A 15,787-nucleotide genomic window follows, 5' to 3' on the forward strand; every position below is an offset into this window, starting at 1 on the left:
ATATAATTTTTTTTAATTTAAAAGTTTTTTCATTTTTTTCTCAATTTCTCTTGCTTTTTTGACACTTACTATGTTAAAATTTAATCTGTCCTATTGAAGAGAAATTATCTTCACAAATAAGGAGGTGTTTTCAAGTGGCAAGAAGATGCGAAGTTTGTAATAAAGGGGTTGTATCTGGAACTCAATACTCCCACTCACATCGTCAATCAAAGAGAACTTGGGCTCCTAACATAAAGAGAGTAAAGGCTTTAGTTAACGGAACACCAAAGACAGTTCATGTATGTACAAGATGCCTTAGATCTGGTAAGGTTCAAAGAGCAATATAAGTTCAAATAGAAAATGCAATTGACTTAGCAATTGCATTTTTTATTTTGCCTTTTTTAATTTTTAAAGGATTCTTCCTTAATAGTCATATACTCTTCATATGTATTTTATTTTTTTCTTTTAAAAAATCTTATAAAATTCGAAATAAACTTCGGTAATTTTATAGCTATTATCTTCATAAATTCTCCCTCCAATAAAAAATCACTCATCTCTTTATATACATTGTATGCAAATAAATAAAATGAGTGATTACTTTTTTAAATTTAATCTTGTGTATAGAGAACCATTAAAATTCCATTATCAAATGTAACTTCTATATCATTACCTATAAATTCATTCGATGTTGTTAATCCATCACCAAAATATAAATCATAATTTAAAAGATTATACTTAGCTCCATTTATATTAAGATTTTTTACTACCTCGCAATATGCATGAAAAGACACAGTTTCTCCTTTATTTCCTTTTAGTACTATGCTTTTATCAGTCAAAAAAATTTTATTGTTATCATCTATTATTTTAGTGCAAATTGACTTTTTTAAGCCTTTTAGCATGAGTCCTAAATTACTTAGTGAATGATCATATCTCGTTCCTGTAGCTCCTAATAACACTATATTACTAGCACCTTTTTCAATTGCTAAGTTAAAGGCAATTTCTGTATCTGGAAAGTCCTTTTCCTTTTTATATTTAAGCTTTTCGCAATCTAAAACTTCCATAGCTTTTATTATATCTTTATTAGCTGAATCAAAATCACCTAATATGTAATTTGGAGATATATTATACTTATATAATACCTCACACCCCTTATCAGCACCTATTATTAAATGCGCATCCTTAATTTCATTTAACAATAGTTCTTTTGAAGGTGCTTTTCCTCCTGATACTATTACTGCCTTCATTTTATTCTCCTCTTATTGCTTTTATATTTTCTTCAAGTTTTCCATCTCCAAATACAGCAGATCCAGCTACTAAAACATTAGCTCCAGCTTCAATTATAACTTTAGCATTTGTTCTATCTACCCCTCCATCTACTTCTATTAATAAATCTTTATTTGAATTTGAGCTCATTTCTTTAACTTCTTTAATTTTCTCTAAAGTATACGGTATAAACTTTTGCCCACCAAATCCAGGATTAACCGACATAATTAAAACTAAATCTAATTTATTTATTATATCCTTCAAAACAAAAGTTGGAGTTCCAGGATTTAGTGATACTCCTGCTTTTATTCCCTTTGATTTTATATATTCTATAGCTCTATCTATATGCTTTTCTGCTTCATAATGTATAGTTATTATGTCTGCTCCTGCATTTACAAATTCATCTATATATCTTGATGGATTTTCTATCATTAAATGAACATCAAAAATTTTAGATGTTTTATTCCTTATTGATTTTATTACTGGTAATCCTATGCTTATATTAGGCACAAAATTTCCATCCATAACATCTATATGAATAAAGTCTGCTCCCGCCTTATCTACATTAATAATTTCTTCACCTAATTTTGAAAAGTCTGCTGATAATATTGATGGTGATATTTTTACCATTTGTATTTTTCCCCCTCTAGTAATTCTTCTAGTATTCTTATATAAAAATTATATCTAGTTTCGTTAATTTTACCTTCTTGTAGTGCCTTTTTTACTGCGCATTCAGGTTCTTTATTATGAAGGCATCCTCTAAATTTACAATTATGATTGTATTCTTCAAATTCTGGGAAAGAATATCTAAGTTCTTCTTTGTCCATAAAGCTAATATCTATATTTGAAAAACCTGGACTATCTACTAAATATCCATCTTCTATTTCAATAAGCTCACTATGCCTTGTAGTGTGCTTTCCTCTACCTATTTTTTCTGATACAACTCCTGTTTCCATATGTGATCTATTTATAAGAGTATTTATAAGAGTTGACTTCCCTGCCCCAGAAGGACCGCATAATACAGTTTCATTATCTTTCAATCTTTCTTTAAGTAATTCTATGCCTAATCCCTTTTTTGCATTTATAAATAATACATCATAACCAATATCATTAATTTTTTTCTTAACTTCTTCTTTTTCTTCTGTACTTGCTAAATCTACTTTATTTAGACAAACTATTGCCTTAATATTGTTATACTCACATAAAATCAAAAATCTATTTAAAAGATCAAAATTAATGTCTGGATTTTTTATTGCAAACACTACAAAAGCTTGTGTAACATTTGCTACCGTAGGTCTTATTAATTCAGAAGTTCTATCGTGTATATCTTCTATTACTCCTTTTCCATTAGAAACATTTATATCTACATTATCTCCAACCATAGGCTTCATATCCTTATGCCTAAATTTTCCTCTTGCCTTACATTCTATAATTCCTTCTTTAGTTTTAACATAGTAAAACCCACCAATGCCTTTTATTATTTTTCCTTCCATACTTCCTCCGAATAATTTAATCTTTATATTTATAATAAACAGATTTCACCAAAAAATGCAAATAAATTTTAAATAAAATAAAAATCAGCTAAAAGCTGATTTTTATTTTATTGATTATCTTCATTATTATTAGCACTATTGTTAGCATTTATATTGCTGTTATTGACTTGAGGTTTCTCTTGTTCTTCTGCATTAGCTGAATTTTTGGCTTTAATTTTTACTGTTTGACCTTTTTTGATTTCCTTAGTAAAACTTTCAACGATATCTCCAACACCATCAATTTCATATGATAAATCGTGTGAAAGAAGTATTGTTACTGCGTCATCTACTCTCATTCCTGACTTAAGTCCTAATCCAGCAATATCTATAGCTTCTTCCTTAACCTTCTCCTCATACTTTCCTACTGTTAAAGTAATTGGCGTTCCTTCCTGAACCTTAGTACCAGAGTAACTTTGATCTAATACTACCCCATCTTGTTTTTTATCCTTAGTTATTTCTTCTTTAACCTCAATTTTAAGACCATTTAATAACTCTTGAGCTTCTGATAATGATTTACCTTTTACATCTTTTACATCTATAAGTTTAACTTCTGGTCCCTTACTAACTACTATATCTATCTTAGTATTTTTACTAATTTTAGAATGAGCTTCAGGACTTTGTCTTATTAAATATCCTTTATCAAATGTTTCACTATATTCTTCACTAATTGTATAATTAGTGAATCCTTGAGATATTAAAACTTGCTTTATATTATTAACTTCATAATCTCTAAAATCAGGCATATCAATTTGTTCTTCTCCAGCTGAAACCACAACTTTAATTGTCGAATCTTTTTTTACTCTTGTTCCTGCTTTTGGATCTGTTTCTAATATAGTATTTTCAGGCTTATCGCTATTTTGTGTAGATTTAATTTCTATTTTTAAGCCTAATTTTTCAACTTCTTCTTTAACTTCATCTATAGTCTTTCCAATAATACTTGGAACTTCAACTTCTTTACTACTTCCATTCCCTTGAGCTAAGAAGAAACCCACAGAACCTAAAATTATAACTCCAATTATAATTCCAATTATAACTATAGCTTTTTTAGCTGAATTTTTGTTTTTCTTTTTCTTCTTAGGTAGCTCATCATCATCTTCTTCTTCATAATCATCATCATAATCTTCGTCATACTCATCGTCTTCATAATAATCATCTTGTAATTTAGAAATATTAGTTGCTTTTTGATTATTAATTGGTGTCATAATTATAGTATGATCACTATTATCAACGATTGGATTACCAATAACTACATCTGGATTTTCCTGTATTTTTTGCAAATCTTGAATAATTTCTTTTGCATTTTGATATCTCTTAATTGGCTCTTTCTCAACAGCCTTAAGTATTAACTTATTCAAACTATCTGGAATAGCAGAATTTATATTTTTAGGTGGAATAGGATCTTCTTGCAAATGCTTTAATGCAACTGTAACTGGTGAATCACCTTCAAAAGGTAGTTTTCCTGTAACCATTTCATATAAAACTATTCCAAAAGAATAAATATCTGATCTAAAATCAATATATGTTCCTTTTGCTTGCTCTGGTGAAAGATAATGTGCTGATCCAATAATACTTGTAGTATTAGTTATAGTTTGAGAATCTGTAGATTTTGCTATTCCAAAATCAGTAACCTTTACTTCACCAGATTCTGTAACTAATATATTCTGTGGCTTTATATCCCTATGGATAATATTATTTCTATGTGCACAATCTAAAGCTTTAGCTATTTGAAGTGCTATTTTTATAGCAGTACTATAATTAAGCTTTCCACTATAATTAATAAACTCCTTCAAAGTTTTTCCACTTATATATTCCATTACTATATAATCTATATCATCTTGTGTACCTACATCCAAAACATTAACTATATTAGTATCAGATAAATTTGCAATGGCAGTTGCTTCTCTTTTGAACTTTTGAGAAATTTCTTTATTGTCTGCAAATTGCTTTTTTAATATTTTTACTGCAACAAATCTATTAAGCTTATTACATTTAGCTTTATAAACTTCAGACATTCCGCCTTCCCCTACTTTTTCAAGAAGCTCATATCTACCACCTAGTATAATTCCGTTCATATTACACCTCTCCTCCAAATAACATTACAGTTATATTGTCTCTTCCACCATTAATTTTAGCTAATTCAACAAGCTTTTCACAAATATTCTGTAAGTATTTTTCTTCTATTTCAAATGATAAAACCTCTTCTAAATCTATTTCATTGCTTAATCCATCACTACACATAAGAAAAAACTCAAATTTATCTTTTTCTATATCAAATACATCTACATCTACAGTTTCTTCTGTTCCAATTGCTCTAGTTATAACATTTTTTTGAGGATGATTTACAGCTTGTTCCTTAGAAATGCTACCGCAATCTAATAGTTCTTGAACCAAAGAATGATCCTTTGTTATTTTAGTAATTTTATTTACTTTAATTCCATAACAAGAACTATCTCCAACATTAGCTACTTGAATTGTATCTTTAGTTATTAAACATGCAACTAAAGTAGTCCCCATTCCATTATAAGTTTCATTGCAATGTGCTAAGTTAAAAACTTTCAAGTTTGCATGTTTAATAGCTTTTCTTAATATTTCTGTATTATTAATATTTTTAAAATTATCTCTTATGTATTTTATTAAAGATTTTGAAGCCATTTTACTAGCAATCTCGCCAGCATTATGTCCGCCCATTCCATCTGCCACTACATAAATTTTAAACTCTTCATCTTCATAAAATTCTGCATAATCTTCATTTAGGTTTCTTAAGTTCCCTACATCACTTTTTATACCAATCATGAACACCCACTCCCTCTAATTTTGAGACTTTAAGAAATTTCTCCTTAATTGGCCGCAAGCTGCATTGATGTCATTACCCATTTCTCTTCTTACAGTTACTTCAATTCCATTTTCATTTACTATCTTTTCAAATTCTTCTATAGTCTTTTTTGAAGGTCTTTTTAGAGTATTTTCTTTTATTTCATTAACAGGTATAAGGTTAACATGACAATGCCTTCCTTTTAATAATTTTGAAAGGGATTTCGCGTCTTCCTTACCATCGTTTATACCTGATACTAATGAATACTCAAAAGTTATACGTCTACCCGTTTTCTCAAAATAGTAATCACACGCTTGTAGTATTTCTTTTATTGAATATTTATTGGCAATAGGCATTATTTCTCTTCTTTTTTCATCACTAAATGCATGTAATGATATAGCTAGTGTTATGCTATATCCTTTATCTGCTAGTTCATAAATCTTAGGTACTAATCCACAAGTAGATAAAGTTATATGTCTTTGACCTATATTTAAACCATACTCTGCATTTACTAAATCTAAGAATTTAGTAACATTTTCATAGTTATCTAAAGGCTCTCCACTTCCCATCAATACTATATTAGAGATTCTTTCTCCTAAGACCTTTTGTGCTACAATAACCTCTGATAAAATTTCTCCAGCTGTTAAATTTCTCACTCTACCTTCTAAAGTTGATGCACAAAACTTACATCCCATTCTACATCCAATTTGTGTAGAAATACATATAGAGTTTCCATGTTTATATTTCATTATTACACTTTCAATGATGTTACCATCATCGAAAGCTAATAATAATTTTTGTGTACCATCCAAAGTTGACTCATACTTTTCTACAACTTTTGGTATTCCTATATAAAAATTTTCTTTAAGTTTCTCTACTAGAGAATTAGGTAAATTCTTCATATCATCGAAATCCCAAATATTCTTGTAAATCCATGAAAAAACTTGTTTTGCTCTAAAAGCACTTTCTCCATTTTCCTTCATCCATAAGGAAATTTCATCTAAACTGTAATTTAAAATATTATTCATTATATCACCTATTTTATCTTCTTTATTTTTCCTATAAAGAAACCATCCATAGAATCATTTGGTAATATAGTTAAACTTCCATCTTCATTGTATATAAAGTTATTGTTGTTTCCTATATATATTTTTTCTATTTCTGCATCATTATGTTTTGATAAGAACCATTGTAGATTTTCTTCATTTTCTTCTTTATTTAATGTGCATGTAGAATAAACAAGAGTTCCACCTGGCTTTAAATATTGCCATGCATTTTCCATTATTTCTCTTTGTATTGGAACTAAATCTTTTAATTGTTGTCTTGTTTTATTCCATTTTATTTCTGGTTTCTTTCTTATTATACCAAGTCCTGAACAAGGTACATCTATTAATACTTTATCTCCATAGCTTATATAATCACTATTTAGCTTGGTAGCGTCCATAGCCTTACACACTATATTATTTAATCCTAATCTATTTGCATTTTCTTCTATAAGAGAAAGTTTATTTTCATGTAAATCAAAAGCTAAAACTTCCCCAGTATTTGCTAGTAATTCAGCAATGTGAGTTGTTTTACCACCTGGAGCAGCACAAAGATCAAGTACTTTATCTCCTTCTTTTAAATCTAATAGAGGTGCCACTAGCATTGCACTTTCATCTTGAACTGTAATAAGTCCTTCTTTAAATAATTCGTTATCCTCTATCCCTTTTCCACCTTTTATAGCTATCGCTTCTGGACAAGCATATCCATCTTCAATATTATATCCTATTTCCTCTAATTTTTCATAAACTTCATCATACTCTGCTTTAAATTCATTTACTCTTACAGTAACCTTTGGCGTTTCATTTAATCCAGCCATTAATCTCATAGTTCTTTCTTCACCATATTGTTTTATAAACAATCTTATCATCCAAGGTTGGAAAGAAAATTTATAAGCAAGTTCATCTATTCTATTTCCTGGAACTACAATTTCCTTTTCATCCTTAATATAATTTCTTAAAATACCATTTACAAGCTTTGATGCTTCTAAAGAAATTTCCTTTGCTTCTTCTACTGCTTCATTGCAAGCAGCATATTCAGGTATTTTATCTAAAAAGTACATTTGATAAATAGCTACTCTTAATATATTCAATACAGTTGTATCAATTAAATTAATATCTTTAACAAAGTTTCCTATTAATACATCTAAAGTTTTCTTTCTTCTTAAAGTACCATACACAATTTCTGTTACAAGTCCCTTATCTTTATCTTCAATATCTCTGCTATTAAGTTCATTTGAAAGAACTAGGTTTGAATATGCTCCTTCTTCTAAAACTCTTTGTATAATTTGTCTTGCAAGTTTTCTACTGTTCATCCTTCTACCTCTTAATTATCATTATATCTATTGTTTATAGCTATTAATCTTATTAACTGAGAAATAGCCATAAGAGTTGCTGCTACATATGTCATTGCAGCTGCATCTAAAACTTTTTGTGCTCCTTTTAATTCATCTCCATATAGGAAGGTTCTAGTTTTTAATATATTTAATGCTCTTGTTGATGCATTAAATTCTACTGGAAGGGTTACTAATTGATAAATAACTGCACCTCCAAAGAATATTATACCAACCTTAGCAAATAGTGGATTACCTAAGAATATCCCTATCATGAATAAATATATTGATAATGTACTTCCTATATTAACAACTGGCGCTATCCTAGTTCTTAAAACTAAAGGTGCATAGTGAGTTTGATGCTGAATTGCATGCCCGCATTCATGGGCAGCTATCCCAGCAGCTGCTACAGTTGCTCCGTCATATACTTCTGGTGAAAGTCTAATTACTCTTGATGATGGATCATAATGATCTCCAAGATGCTTTCCATACCTTTCAACTCTTACATCAAAAAGTCCTGCTCCATCTAATATACTTCTTGCAACTTCGCTTCCAGTAACACCACTTAAAGTTCTAACAGTTTTATACTTTTTATAAGCATTATCTATTTTAAACTGTGCCCAAAAAGCTATTATCATAGCTGGTATTAAAATTAAATATGTTGGGTCAAATAAAAATCCTGGGTAAAACATAAACCCATCTCCTTTTATATAGTTTAATTAATTATTATAGCTCTTAAATAACTTTTTTACTTATTTCTAGTTCATTACCATTTATATATTGCTCTATAGTTAAAGGCTTACCATTTGGAAATTGAATTTTTTTAACTAATAGTACTCCTGAACCTGTTGAAACTTTCATACCTTCTTTTGATACATTTATTATAGTACCAGGCTCTTTATTACTATTTTCACATAATACTTCGCTCTCATATATTTTCATTGATTTATCATCATAAGTAGTATGCGCAATAGGCCATGGATTAAGTCCTCTAATTAAATTATGAATATCCTTAGCAGTATTATTCCAATTTATTCTTCCAAGTTCTTTATTTAACATTTTAGCGTAAAAAGTTTCTTCACTTTGCTTTTCTGGAATGATGCTTCCATTATACAATCCCTCTATAGTATTAATTAAGAGTTCTGCACCTTTCTCCATTAATACGTCATGTAATTCTCCAGCTGTCATATTATCAGTTATTTCAACTTCATCCTTAAGAAGCATATCTCCAGTATCAAGACCTACGTCCATTAACATTGTAGTATTACCAGATTTCTTCTCACCTTTTATTATAGCCCAGTTTAAAGGTGCTGCTCCTCTATACATCGGTAACAATGATGCATGTAGGTTTATACATCCATACTTTGGAATATCTAACACTTCTTTAGTCAGTATTTGACCAAAAGCTACTACAATTATAAAATCTGGCTTTAACTCTTTTAGATACTCTATAGCTTCCCTATCTTCTTTTAATTTAATAGGTTGAAAAACCCTTATATTTTTTTCTAAAGCTACTTCCTTAACTGGAGAATAGGCCATTTTCTTTCCTCTTCCCTTCGGTTTATCAGGTTGAGTAAATACACTTTCAACTCCATAAGTCTCTATTATCTTTTTTAATGATGGTACTGCAAAATCTGGAGTTCCCATAAATACTATTTTCATGTTAATCCTCCTTTGCTATTTTAAATAATCTATAAATAGAGTTCCATTTAAGTGGTCATTTTCATGAAGTATAGCTCTTGCTAAAAGTTCTGTTGCTTCTAAAACAAACTCTTCTCCCTTTTCATTTAAAGCTTTTACCTTTACATAATTTGGACGTTCAACATCTGCAACTTCTCCAGGTACGCTTAAACATCCTTCTTCTCCTAATTGACTTCCTGAAACTTCTAAAATTTCTGGATTTATAAATACTCTTAATCCATAATCATCATAAACATCTATAACAAATATTCTTTGAAGTATTCCAACTTGTGGTGCTGCTAAACCAACTCCATCGGCTTCATACATAGTGTCTGCCATATCTTCTATTAATTTAAGTGTTCTTGGTGTTATTTCAGTAACAACCTTACATTTCTTTCTTAATGCTTCATCGCCATTTTGTCTTATATTTCTAATTGCCATTTCTTTACCTCCTAAGTCAAATTGTTTGGATTAATATCAATAGTTACTTTTACTTCATTATATACATTCTTATTTAATTGATAAAGTTTATCTTTTATTTTTTTACAAAAATCTAGAGATAAATCACCTTTAAATAATATTTGCCATCTATAATTATCTTTTATTTTAGAAACTATGCATGGAACTGGTCCAAGCATTTCTATATTTAAATATTCATCTTTAATTATTTCCATCTCACCTTTTATTAATTTCATAAAATCTTTAAGTGAGTTTTCATTTTTAGAAGAAACATTCACTAATAGTATTTTACCAAAAGGAGGATAATACATCAAACCCCTTGTAGTAAATTCTTCATCATAAAACCCTTCATAATTATAGTTTTTTGCATAAATTAGACTATAATGCTCTGGATTATATGTTTGAACAATTACTTTACCTTCTTTACTTCCTCTACCTGCCCTTCCAGCAACCTGAGTTACTATTTGAAAAGTTCTTTCTGCTGATCTATAATCTGGTATATTTATAGACATATCAGCAGCAAGTATTCCTACTAATGTTACATTTTCGAAATCTAGACCTTTTGATATCATTTGAGTTCCAATAAGGATATCTCCTTCTCCATTTTTGAATGCTTTATATATTTCTTCATGAGAATTCTTACCTCTTGTAGTATCTACATCCATTCTTAGAACTCTAGCATCCTTAAAGTACTTTGTAACCTCTTCTTCAACCCGCTCTGTACCAGCCCCAAAATGTTTTACATACTTACTTTTACATTTTGGACAAATCTTTTGTTGCTTTTGGCCGTAACCACAATAATGACACACTAAATATCCATTTTTATGGAATGTCATTGCTATATCACACTTAGGGCATTTAAATACATATCCGCAGCTTCTACAAGATACAAATGTAGAAAATCCTCTTCTATTTAAAAACAAAATGATTTGCTCTTTCTTATTTAATGCTTCCTTGATTTCAGTAAAAAGTTTTCTGCTAAACATAGAAACATTACCACTATTTAATTCTTCTCTCATATCTACTATATCCATTATAGGCATTGGCTTATTATCTATTCTATTATTTAATTCTACTAATTCTATCTCCTCTGTTATAGCCCTGTAATATGTCTCTATAGAAGGGGTTGCTGATCCTAATATAACTTTACAATCTTTTATTTCACTTAAAAATTCAGCTACTTCTCTTGTTACATATTTAGGATTTTGTTCAGACTTATAAGTACTTTCATGTTCTTCATCTATTATAATTACACCTAAGTTAGGTGCTGGTAAAAACAACGCACTTCTTGCTCCTATTACAAGTTTAGCTTTTCCTTCTTTCACCCTAAACCATTCATCATATCTTTCTCCATCTGATAATTTACTATGAAAAACTGCAACTTCCTTTCCAAATCTTCCTTTAAATCTTTCTATCATTTGTGGTGTTAAAGAAATTTCAGGAACTAAAACTATAGCACATTTCCCATCTCTTATAGTATCACTTACAAGCTTCATATATACCTCTGTTTTTCCTGATCCGGTAACACCTTTCAGTAAAAATACTTTTTTATCAGACTTTTCAATTTTTTCTAAAGCTTTAATTTGATCCTTTGTAAGCTTTTTCTCTTTATAATCAATATATTCTTTATCATTATATCTATATACTATTTCTTCATCCACTTTCAAATATCCCTCTTTAATAAGCTTATTTATTTTATATAATGAAAGTGAATGTAAATTTACAAGTTCATTTTTATTAAATTTCCCATTATTATCTTTTATAAATTTTAATATATCTCCATATTTCTCTTCAACGTCTTTGCCGTAAGACTTATTTCCTAGTGCTATTACCATCTTGTATTTATTTTTTGCACCCTTTAAGACACCTTGTGGAATAAGAAGTCTTATTGCATCTATATATTTACATAAATAATTTTCCCTTATAAAGTAAACAAGTCTTAAATCGTCATTATTTAAAAGCGGTTCTATTGAACCTATAGATTTTATCTTTTTTATTCTAATACCTTTTATTTCCTCTTCTTTTATAGATAATATGAATCCATCTACAAGGGAATTTTTCATTCCAAAAGGTACCTTTACCCATTGCCCTACCCTTATATCACTTTTAAGATCATCTGGTATTTCATAAGTAAAGGGTTTATCTATATCTAAAGCATCACTATTTATAATAATTTGTGCATATATTTTCAAATTCATCACCCTTTTATTAGGTTCTATTTCCCCCTATACAAGAAGAAAGCGCATCTTAGCGCTTTCTTAATATAGTTTCAAATATTTTAGATGCAACTTCTTTTTTACTCATCTTATCTAAATATATTTCTTCTCCATCTTTTGAAATGATAATAACTTTATTATCTTCACTTCCAAATCCGGTGTCAGCACTTGTAATATCATTAGCTACTATATAATCTAAATTCTTATTTTTTAGTTTCCTCTTTGCATTTTCTAATACATCATTACTTTCTGCTGCAAATCCAACAAGAATTTGATTACTTTTCTTTTCGCCTAATATTTTTAAGATATCATTATCTCTTACAAAGGTTAGGACTAAATCTTCATCACCTTTTTTTATCTTTTCATTACTATAATTTTTTGCTTTATAATCTGCAACAGCCGCAGATTTAATAACTATGTCACTTTTTTCAAAATTATCTAAAATTGCATTTTTCATTTCTTCATTTGTTGTTACATTTATTACAGTCACTCCATTAGGAGGATTAAGATTTGTAGGTCCTGATACTAATGTGACATTAGCACCTCTACGTTTAGCTTCTTCTGCTATATAATATCCCATCTTTCCTGTAGACCTATTTGTAATAAACCTTACTGGATCTATTTTAGAATGAGTTGGTCCTGCACTAACTAAAACATTTTTACCGCTTAAATCCTTAGTAAATTCTTTTTCATCTAATGCTTCTAATACTCTTTCTACAATTGTATTTACATCTGCAAGCTTCCCTTTTCCTAAATCGCCACAAGCAAGTCTTCCTGAAGCTGGCTCAATAAATTCATATCCATATTTCTTTAATTTTTCCATATTATCTTGGACTATTGCATTTTCATACATATTAGTATTCATAGCTGGAGCAAAAATAACTTTTGCTTTTGTGGCCATAATAGTCGTGGATAGCATGTCATCAGATATTCCATTTGCAACTTTTCCAATTATATTTGCAGTGGCTGGTGCCACTAAGAAAACATCTGCTCTTTTTGCTAGTGATATATGCTGTATTTCAAAAGCCTTAGGTTCTGCAAACATATCAGTTACAACCATATTTTGACTTAATGATTGAAATGATAAAGGAGTTACAAACTTAGTTGCAGATTCAGTCATAATAACTCTTACATCAATATCTTTCTTTTTTAAAGCACTTACTATGTCTAAAGCTTTATAAACTGCAATCCCTCCGCTTACTCCTATACATACACACTTTTTTTCATTCATAATTATTTAAATCCTTCTTTTAAAGGAGCAGGTTCATATCCTACTTCACCTTCATTAACTTCATTAATAGCAATTGTTAATGGCTTCTTTGATTTTGTTGCAACCATTGGTTCACTTCCATCTATTATTTGTCTTGCTCTTTTTGAAGTAACTATTACTAAAGAATATCTGTCGTCTACCTTTTTAAGTAAATCCATTATTGATGGATTAATCATAGAGTTGTTCATGAATTAAGCCCTCCTTAGAATCTAAAATTGTATTTTCTTTTATTCTATCAACTCTGCACTTTTCAGCAGCTATAATTGATTCTACCTTTGAAACTGCTAAATCTAAAGTATCATTAACTACAGCATAATTATATTTTGATACATAATTTATTTCTTTATATGCATTTTTAAATCTAGTCATTAATGATTCTTCTGTTTCGCTGCCTCTTTTTATAATTCTTTGTTTTAATTCTTCCATTGATGGAGGAAGAATAAAGATGAATACACCCTCACTGAAATTTTCTTTAACTTGTAATGCTCCTTGGATATCAATTTCTAATATCACATCCTTACCTTCTTCAAGCATTTTTTCCACATTAACTTTTGGAGTACCATAAAAGTTTCCATGTACATTAGCATATTCTAAGAATCCATTTTCAGCTACTTTTTCTTCAAAAGATTCTTTTGTTAAGAAGTAATAATTTATTCCATCTACTTCTCCAGCTCTTGGAGATCTTGTTGTAGCTGAAACTGAAATGTATATATTTTCATGTCTTTCTAATAGTTCCTTACAAATAGTACCCTTTCCCGCTCCTGATGGACCTGAAATAACTATTAATACACCTCTATTACTCTGCATTATTCATCAACCTCATCTACAGCTTCATCTTTTGCTACAAGTCTATGAGCTACTGTTTCTGGTTGAACAGCTGATAATATAACATGATCACTATCTGTTATTATTACAGCTCTTGTTCTTCTACCATAAGTTGCATCTATAAGCATTCCTCTATCTCTAGCCTCTTGTATTATTCTTTTTATAGGCGCTGATTCTGGACTTACAATAGCAACAAGTCTATTAGCAGAAACTATATTACCAAATCCAATATTAATTAACTTTATACCCATTACTTTCCTCCTAGTTATTCTATATTTTGCGATTGTTCTCTTATTTTTTCAATTAAGTTTTTTATGTTAATGACATAATTTGTCATATTCATATCACTGGATTTAGAAGCAATAGTATTAGCTTCTCTGTTCATTTCTTGAATTATAAAATCAAGTTTTCTTCCAATTTGCCCGCCTTCTTCAAAGGTTTTTCTCATTTGATTTAAATGGCTTTTTAATCTGATAATTTCTTCATCTACTGCAGACTTATCTGCTATTATAGCTATTTCTTGCGCTATTCTTGTCTCATCTATTTCTATGCCACCAAGTAAATCTTTAAGTTTTAACTCTAGTTTCTTTTTATATGTACTTGGCACTGTATATGCTATTTTATCTATTTCATAAACTAAAGACTCTATTTCATTTAATTTTTGTAGAATATCTTCTTTAAGCTTCTCGCCTTCAAGTATTCTCATTTCATCCATCATTGATAAAGATGAATCTATAAGCGGCTTTATAACACCCCAAATTTCTTCTATTGAACCCTCTTCTTCAACAATTGTTATAACATCTGAAAATCTTGCTATTTGAGTAGCTGTGATATCATTTTTTAAATTAAGATTTTCTTCTATTTCTTTTAAACAATTATAGTAACTTTCTGCAAGTCTCAAGTTTAATTTAGCTATTCCTTCTCCACCGGAATAACTTTTTTGATTAATAAAAACATCTACTTTTCCTCTAAAAAGCTTTGAGTTTATTAACTTTCTAATTTCTTCTTCCAAAGAAATTATGCTTTTAGGTAATCTTACATTAACGTCTAAATATCTACTATTTACACTTTTCATTTCAACTGAAAATAAATATTTATTTCCTTCTTCGCTACTAGCTCTGCCAAAACTAGTCATACTTTTAACCATATATGCCTCCACAGCCTATCTTATATAAATTTTATAAATATGTATATTTCTATAAATCGTTATAAATTTATAGAAATCATTTTATAGATTTATATTATTTTAATTCCTTAAGAACATATTAATATTAATTTATATTTCACTTAACTGTCAATAACTTGTTCATAAATTGTTAACATTTTATTTTTATCACTAAAAAAGAAGTAGATAAATTCTACTTCTTTTTTGGGATT

The 15,787-nt window shown here is 29.1% G+C and carries 17 protein-coding genes; 1 reads left to right on the forward strand and 16 read right to left on the reverse strand.

Going from position 1 to position 15,787, the window contains the following annotated elements:
* Positions 1-134: 134 nt before the first annotated feature.
* Complete coding sequence (gene rpmB / locus I2A75_RS06390; protein WP_008678335.1) at positions 135-326, forward strand: 50S ribosomal protein L28; 192 nt, start codon at positions 135-137, stop codon at positions 324-326.
* Between the two features lie 261 nt (positions 327-587).
* Here rpmB and I2A75_RS06395 read toward each other — a convergent pair whose 3' ends face one another.
* The 16 genes from I2A75_RS06395 to I2A75_RS06470 all read right to left on the reverse strand — a co-directional run bounded on the left by I2A75_RS06395 (position 588) and on the right by I2A75_RS06470 (position 15,557).
* Positions 588-1,223, reverse strand: a complete 636-nt coding sequence (locus I2A75_RS06395) for a thiamine diphosphokinase (protein WP_195263643.1) — start codon at positions 1,221-1,223, stop codon at positions 588-590.
* A 1-nt stretch (position 1,224) separates the two neighbouring features.
* Positions 1,225-1,872, reverse strand: coding sequence for a ribulose-phosphate 3-epimerase (gene rpe, locus I2A75_RS06400; protein ID WP_195263644.1), 648 nt, complete (start codon positions 1,870-1,872; stop codon positions 1,225-1,227).
* A complete protein-coding gene (gene rsgA / locus I2A75_RS06405) occupies positions 1,866-2,735 on the reverse strand; it encodes a ribosome small subunit-dependent GTPase A (RefSeq protein ID WP_195263645.1) in 870 nt (289 codons plus the stop codon). Before rsgA ends, rpe begins: the two co-directional genes overlap by 7 nt.
* Before the next feature lie 107 nt (positions 2,736-2,842).
* A complete protein-coding gene (gene pknB, locus I2A75_RS06410; protein WP_195263646.1) occupies positions 2,843-4,846 on the reverse strand; it encodes a Stk1 family PASTA domain-containing Ser/Thr kinase in 2,004 nt (667 codons plus the stop codon).
* 1 nt (position 4,847) lies between these two features.
* The gene (locus tag I2A75_RS06415) at positions 4,848-5,567 is read right to left on the reverse strand and encodes a Stp1/IreP family PP2C-type Ser/Thr phosphatase (RefSeq protein WP_195263647.1); all 720 of its coding nucleotides are present in this window, start codon (positions 5,565-5,567) and stop codon (positions 4,848-4,850) included.
* 15 nt (positions 5,568-5,582) lie between these two features.
* Positions 5,583-6,614, reverse strand: coding sequence for a 23S rRNA (adenine(2503)-C(2))-methyltransferase RlmN (rlmN, locus tag I2A75_RS06420; protein WP_195263648.1), 1,032 nt, complete (start codon positions 6,612-6,614; stop codon positions 5,583-5,585).
* Positions 6,615-6,622: 8 nt separating this feature from the next.
* On the reverse strand, positions 6,623-7,942 hold the full coding sequence (gene rsmB, locus I2A75_RS06425; RefSeq protein WP_195263649.1) for a 16S rRNA (cytosine(967)-C(5))-methyltransferase RsmB: 1,320 nt from the start codon (positions 7,940-7,942) through the stop codon (positions 6,623-6,625).
* Between the two features lie 11 nt (positions 7,943-7,953).
* Positions 7,954-8,652 (reverse strand): zinc metallopeptidase, encoded by a 699-nt coding sequence (locus tag I2A75_RS06430; protein ID WP_195263650.1) that lies wholly within the window; start codon positions 8,650-8,652, stop codon positions 7,954-7,956.
* Positions 8,653-8,695: 43 nt separating this feature from the next.
* The gene (gene fmt / locus I2A75_RS06435; RefSeq protein WP_195263651.1) at positions 8,696-9,622 is read right to left on the reverse strand and encodes a methionyl-tRNA formyltransferase; all 927 of its coding nucleotides are present in this window, start codon (positions 9,620-9,622) and stop codon (positions 8,696-8,698) included.
* A gap of 15 nt (positions 9,623-9,637) precedes the next feature.
* Positions 9,638-10,081: a peptide deformylase gene (gene def, locus I2A75_RS06440; RefSeq protein WP_195263652.1), complete on the reverse strand. Its 444-nt coding sequence runs from the start codon at positions 10,079-10,081 to the stop codon at positions 9,638-9,640.
* 11 nt (positions 10,082-10,092) lie between these two features.
* Positions 10,093-12,291 (reverse strand): primosomal protein N', encoded by a 2,199-nt coding sequence (priA, locus tag I2A75_RS06445; protein WP_195263701.1) that lies wholly within the window; start codon positions 12,289-12,291, stop codon positions 10,093-10,095.
* 55 nt (positions 12,292-12,346) lie between these two features.
* The gene (gene coaBC / locus I2A75_RS06450; protein WP_195263653.1) at positions 12,347-13,546 is read right to left on the reverse strand and encodes a bifunctional phosphopantothenoylcysteine decarboxylase/phosphopantothenate--cysteine ligase CoaBC; all 1,200 of its coding nucleotides are present in this window, start codon (positions 13,544-13,546) and stop codon (positions 12,347-12,349) included.
* Positions 13,547-13,548: 2 nt separating this feature from the next.
* Positions 13,549-13,773: a DNA-directed RNA polymerase subunit omega gene (gene rpoZ / locus I2A75_RS06455; protein WP_195263654.1), complete on the reverse strand. Its 225-nt coding sequence runs from the start codon at positions 13,771-13,773 to the stop codon at positions 13,549-13,551.
* The gene (gene gmk / locus I2A75_RS06460; protein ID WP_195263655.1) at positions 13,754-14,392 is read right to left on the reverse strand and encodes a guanylate kinase; all 639 of its coding nucleotides are present in this window, start codon (positions 14,390-14,392) and stop codon (positions 13,754-13,756) included. The genes rpoZ and gmk overlap by 20 nt, the downstream gene beginning before the upstream one ends.
* Complete coding sequence (locus I2A75_RS06465) at positions 14,392-14,661, reverse strand: DUF370 domain-containing protein (RefSeq protein WP_008678315.1); 270 nt, start codon at positions 14,659-14,661, stop codon at positions 14,392-14,394. Before I2A75_RS06465 ends, gmk begins: the two co-directional genes overlap by 1 nt.
* 14 nt (positions 14,662-14,675) lie before the next feature.
* Complete coding sequence (locus I2A75_RS06470; protein WP_195263656.1) at positions 14,676-15,557, reverse strand: YicC/YloC family endoribonuclease; 882 nt, start codon at positions 15,555-15,557, stop codon at positions 14,676-14,678.
* Positions 15,558-15,787: the final 230 nt, after the last annotated feature.

The sequence above is a fragment of the Clostridium sp. 1001275B_160808_H3 genome (assembly GCF_015550425.1).
Classification (GTDB): Bacteria; Bacillota; Clostridia; order Clostridiales; family Clostridiaceae; genus Clostridium.